At 59.8% G+C, this 246-nt stretch carries 1 protein-coding gene; it reads right to left on the bottom strand.

The window, feature by feature from the left end:
* A partial coding sequence (locus SB753_RS40180) for an aldehyde dehydrogenase family protein (protein WP_410805567.1) occupies nucleotides 1–246 on the bottom strand: 246 nt, incomplete at both ends.

The raw sequence follows: 246 nt of genomic DNA, 5'->3' as shown, positions 1-246 counted from the left end.
CGGGTCGGCAGGCGTGCGGTTCACGTAGAGTTCGCCCGCTTCGATGTTGTTCGCGACTTTCATCGTCGTGCGGTAGTTCTCGGTGTAGAGCACCGACGACAGACCGAACTGGTGGTCGTTGGCCATCTGCAGCGCTTCGTCGAGCGTGCTGTAGCGCACGACGGGCATGATCGGGCCGAACGTTTCTTCCTGGATGATCTCCATGTCCTGACGGCAGTTCGTCAGCAACGTGGCCGGATAGAAGAA

It is taken from the genome of Paraburkholderia sp. SIMBA_053, from assembly GCF_046534895.1.
GTDB classification, from domain to species: Bacteria; Pseudomonadota; Gammaproteobacteria; order Burkholderiales; family Burkholderiaceae; genus Paraburkholderia; species Paraburkholderia caledonica.
This window is presented reverse-complemented; position numbering and strand designations above follow the sequence as displayed.